3 protein-coding genes are annotated in these 4,179 nt (G+C 59.8%); all 3 read right to left on the bottom strand.

Annotation, left to right across the window (positions count from 1 at the left end; all coding sequences use genetic code 11):
• Positions 1 to 55: 55 nt before the first annotated feature.
• Complete coding sequence (locus NW819_RS12765; RefSeq protein WP_414375239.1) at positions 56 to 1,858, bottom strand: glycosyltransferase family 39 protein; 1,803 nt, start codon at positions 1,856 to 1,858, stop codon at positions 56 to 58.
• A gap of 216 nt (positions 1,859 to 2,074) precedes the next feature.
• The gene (locus NW819_RS12760; RefSeq protein WP_011434405.1) at positions 2,075 to 2,335 is read right to left on the bottom strand and encodes a DUF6761 family protein; all 261 of its coding nucleotides are present in this window, start codon (positions 2,333 to 2,335) and stop codon (positions 2,075 to 2,077) included.
• A 98-nt stretch (positions 2,336 to 2,433) separates the two neighbouring features.
• Positions 2,434 to 4,107, bottom strand: coding sequence for a CocE/NonD family hydrolase (locus tag NW819_RS12755; RefSeq protein WP_414413972.1), 1,674 nt, complete (start codon positions 4,105 to 4,107; stop codon positions 2,434 to 2,436).
• Positions 4,108 to 4,179: the final 72 nt, after the last annotated feature.

Genomic DNA, 4,179 nt, shown 5'->3' with positions numbered 1-4,179 from the left:
ACGCGAAAGGACTCCGTCCCGCGGACGGTGGGTTGGCCAAACCAGGGGGGGAGCTCTAGGGATCCACCACCTCAAAGGCCCATAGCCCCCGCTCGGCAGGGATCCGGTGCAACCGTCCGCTGGGAAAACGCCGTTGCAGTTCTGCCCCTTGCTGATCCCATACCCACTCGTTCATGAACAGGGTAAACGGTGGCTCCAGCGCCTGGATGGGCAACACCTCAGGGGAAAACACCGCTACCTTTTGTTCCCGTCCGGCAAAAAATTGGATCCAGCTTTGCCAATAGTGGGGTTCCCCCCAGCCGAAATAGGGGTAGGCAGCGCTGGCGGCCAGATAGAAGCGGTAGTCGGGATCCATTTGGCGAGCTGCCACATAGCGCCCGGTGGCCCCCACATCGTTGCCCTGCGTCCAGCCTTTGTGGACAAAGTCTCCAAAAATGGCCAGGTTCCACCCCCCAATCAGCAGGATTGCCCCCGCCATCGCCGCCGCCGGCAGCCAACTCCCGGCCCGGGATCCCCAGCGTTCCAGGAGACCTGCCAGCACTTGGATCCCTTCCAAGGTTAGATAGGCTACAAAGGGCAGGATCACCAGCAGGCGGGTGTAGTTGGGGGCTTTGGTGATGGCCAAGCTAAACAGCAGGTAGAGAAATAGGAAGCTGCCGATACAGAGCCAGTCGTGGGGCTGGCTGCGCTTCTTGAAAAGGCGGTAGAGGCCGGATCCCAGCCCCAGCCAGATCAAAGCCCCCGTCAAGGGATCCACAAAAGCATGGCCGTAGTTGGGATAGATGTAGCCGCGGTCGTGCTGGCCGGGGTCGTTGAACATACTCAGGCCGTTGAAGATGTTGCGCCAGACCGCCTCCTCTGGCGTAGCCGCATTCACCCACATCTGTTGTAACGCCCGCCCTTCCGGGAAAAAGAGAAATTGTTGGCGAGAGTACTCGGCGCTCACCGCAGGTGCTGTGACCGTGGCCACCAGAATGGGCCCAGCCACCAGAAAAAAGCCCAGCGCCGCGGGCACCGTCAGCTTAGCCAGGACCCAGAGGGGATTAGCTTGCTTGTTTTCTCCTCGGAGATCCTCCCGGCCCAGGAGCAGGTACAGAACTCCAAACAGCAACCCCAGCAGGATCACCACCCGCCCCGGCAAATAGCCGTAGAGGGAGAAAGCCGCCGCTCCTCCCCCCAGATAGAGCAACAGGGGATTTTTTTCCCGCACGCCCTTGAGGAGCAAGGCCAGGGCCGCACACTCCACCAGCACAATCAGGTTTTCCCGCATGGCCATGCGGCTGATGCCCAGCAAGGCGTGGTTGGATCCCAAGAGGGCCGCCCCCGCCAAAGCCAGCCGGGATCCCCAAAATGCCCGAAAAAACCCGTAGGCCACCAGAATGGTGACGACCCCGAAGGCGGCATGTACCGTGCGCACATTGAGCAGCGTGACTCCCCCCATCAGCCGCGTCAGGCCGCCGAAGAGGCTGAACATGAAGCGGGGGAAATAGAAATACTCCGGCATCAGCCCAAAGATATCGGGATAGCGCACCCCTGAGGCGCGACGGGCCATGGAGGTGATCACAATCTCGTCAGTATTGATCTGAAAAGGGATGTTGGGCAGGTCGTAGAGGTAGATCGGGGCAAAGACCAACACCAACAGCCCCAGGTGCAACAGCTCCTGTTGCCAGCGCAGCCGCGTCGGATCCCAAGGGGGTTGAGCCGGGGAAAACTGCGCCCAATACAACCCCACCAGCAGGATGCTCAGCAGCCAGAGGCCAATCTGCAGCACGTGGTAGCCAAACACCCCGTACCAGAGGATCAGGGCTACCCCCAAGCCCAAGCCGGATCCCAGCAGGGGCAGATGCCGGGAGGTCATCACCCTATCCCAAACCGCCATAGAACCGATACGACTGGAATCAGGAACGAATCGATCCCTCTCAGCCTACCAGGCGCAAGATGCTCGACAAAACCAGAACTCAGTCAGCGCCCTCCCCCCTAGTCTTTCTCCCAAGGGGCGAGGGGAGATCAGAAAAGGTTGGAATCAAAACTTTGCCCCACCTGTTCTAGGGATCGCCAACAGGGATTCACAAAATCAATAACCCCGCATCGGCTCCGCCTCTGGCTCCAATTCCGGATCTATGAAGTTGGACGGATCGTAGAGGAAGCGGTTGACCTCGTCCTCAATGCGATAGATCTCGAAGGGCTCCAATTGTTTGCCAGTTCGCAAGGCCAGCAGGTAGCCATCCACCAGCAGACGTAGCTCATCGGTGCGCCGGTAGCCCCGCTGCCAGGTATCCACCAGAGCATCGGTCAAAGCCTGATAGTGCCGGATCAACTTTGGGTCTTGCAACATGGTGTTCCCTTGCCCTGCCTGTTTCTATCCTAACGTTTGGTGTCTCTTTGTAAGCGGGGATTGCGAACGGGATCCCGAAGCTTGGTCTCTTCTTGGCTTCAAGCCATGGGCAGGTGCAGCCGCGAAGGCGTCTCGCCACCGCTGCGGAGAGTGATGGTGAGAATGCGGGCCTCAATCAGCCGCTCTTCCCGCATTCCCGTGCCTGTGTTGACAGGATAGGCCGGAAAACAAGCCGCGCTAAGGCTGAGGCGCAGAGCATGACCGCAAGGAATGCGAATACAGGTGGGCTGACAGGGAATCAGAATGGGGGTACCGGGCTGGGGATCCCGTAGGCGACAATAGCCTTGGGAAAAGTTATACACCTGCCCATCGGGCCTTACCACCGAGAGCACAGCGCAAAGATCGAAACTGGGGCTGTCGGCCTCCGCGTACACCTCCACAGCAATGTCCCCGACCAGAACCAGCTCGGCTTGCAGCGGCGGAGTGGTATAGGTCAGGACATCGGTGCGGCAGTCGAGGGCGGAGCGCTCTTGCGGCCCGGCAGGCTGAACTAGGTGGCCCCCCAAGGCCGGCACCGGTCGCCAGGGATCGTGAACAAAGGTATCCGATTGTTGCGTCGGCGAGGGTTCAGGGCGAAGGGATCCCTCTGCTTCTGAAAGGGCAGCCAAGCCGGTGCTGTGTAGGTAAAAAGCTTTTGGCTCAGGGGTAGGCCAAGCATCAAAGCCGCGCCAGCGGTTGGATCCCATCTCGAACAGGCGTACCAGCGGCTCCTGGAGGATCCCTGTATCTTTGCCTTTGAGGAACTGGTCAAACCAGCGCACCTGCAGGCGATCGATGGGGCTGACAGCCTCTGGGCCAAAGTCCAACGCCCCCACTTTGCGCCCCCAAGGGAGATGGATCCAAGGGCCGATGATCAGGTATTGAGGGTTCTGGCTGCGGGCGCTCATTTCCTTGTAGAGGCGCAGGCTACCACTCAGGTAGCTGTCAAACCAGCCGGCAATGTGTAGCATCGGCAGATCCACCACCTCTAGACGGGGAGAGAGCTTGCGCCAGTATTCATCCGGCTCGCTGTGCTCCAGCCAGTCGAAGTAATAGGATTGGGGGGCATACTGCTGCAACACCCCCGGCTTGAGGGGGATAGGGTCGTAGAGGGGGAGATTGCGGGCAGCTTTCAAAAGCGCTTGGTAGGCATTGGCATCCCCCCTGAGACGCGCCCCTTCGGTCTCCAGTTGCAAGGCCCAACTGAGGTTGTTGTAGAAGGCAAAGGCCCCCCCTGGGTAAGCGGCATCGGCATAGAGATCGTAAGGCAGCATCGCCGGGCAGATGGCCTTCAAGGCGCTGGGACGGGTAGAAGCCGCATACAGCTGGGTCATGCCCTGATAAGAGAAGCCGTACATGCCCACTACGCCGTTGCTCCCCGGCAAGGCAGCCGCCCAATTGACGGCGTCAAACCCGTCTTCCACCTCATGGCGGAAAGGGTAGAAGGATCCCTTGGAAGTTCCCCGTCCGCGCACATCCTGGATGACCACAATGTACCCCTGGGCCGCATACCATCTGGGATGGGCATACACCACCGTCGAGGCAATGGCCCGCCCATAGGGCTGCCGCATCAGCAAAACCGGGTAGCTCCCCTCCCCTTGCGGGCGATAGACATCCGCGTCCAGTTGGATCCCGTCGCGGGTGAACATGGAAACAGTTTCGCGGGGGCGAACGGGCAACATGGCCTGGGTTGGGCTAGCGGATCTTGCCAAAGGGATACCAACCAAGGACAACCTAAGGGATCCCTGGGTGGATTCTTCCTAAGATAAAACAGAAGCCCTTATGAGAGCATGACTCTAGTCAAT

It is taken from the genome of Synechococcus sp. R8-2 (assembly GCF_047461715.1).
Lineage (GTDB): Bacteria > Cyanobacteriota > Cyanobacteriia > Thermostichales > Thermostichaceae > Thermostichus.
Note: the sequence above shows the minus strand (reverse complement) of the source record. Positions and strands in the feature narration are given on the sequence as shown.

Coding starts and splice junctions, on each gene's coding strand:
- NW819_RS12765 (WP_414375239.1), bottom strand. CDS start 1,858: ATGACCTCCCGGCATCTGCCCCTGCTGGGATCCGGCTTGGGCTTGGGG.
- NW819_RS12760 (WP_011434405.1), bottom strand. CDS start 2,335: ATGTTGCAAGACCCAAAGTTGATCCGGCACTATCAGGCTTTGACCGAT.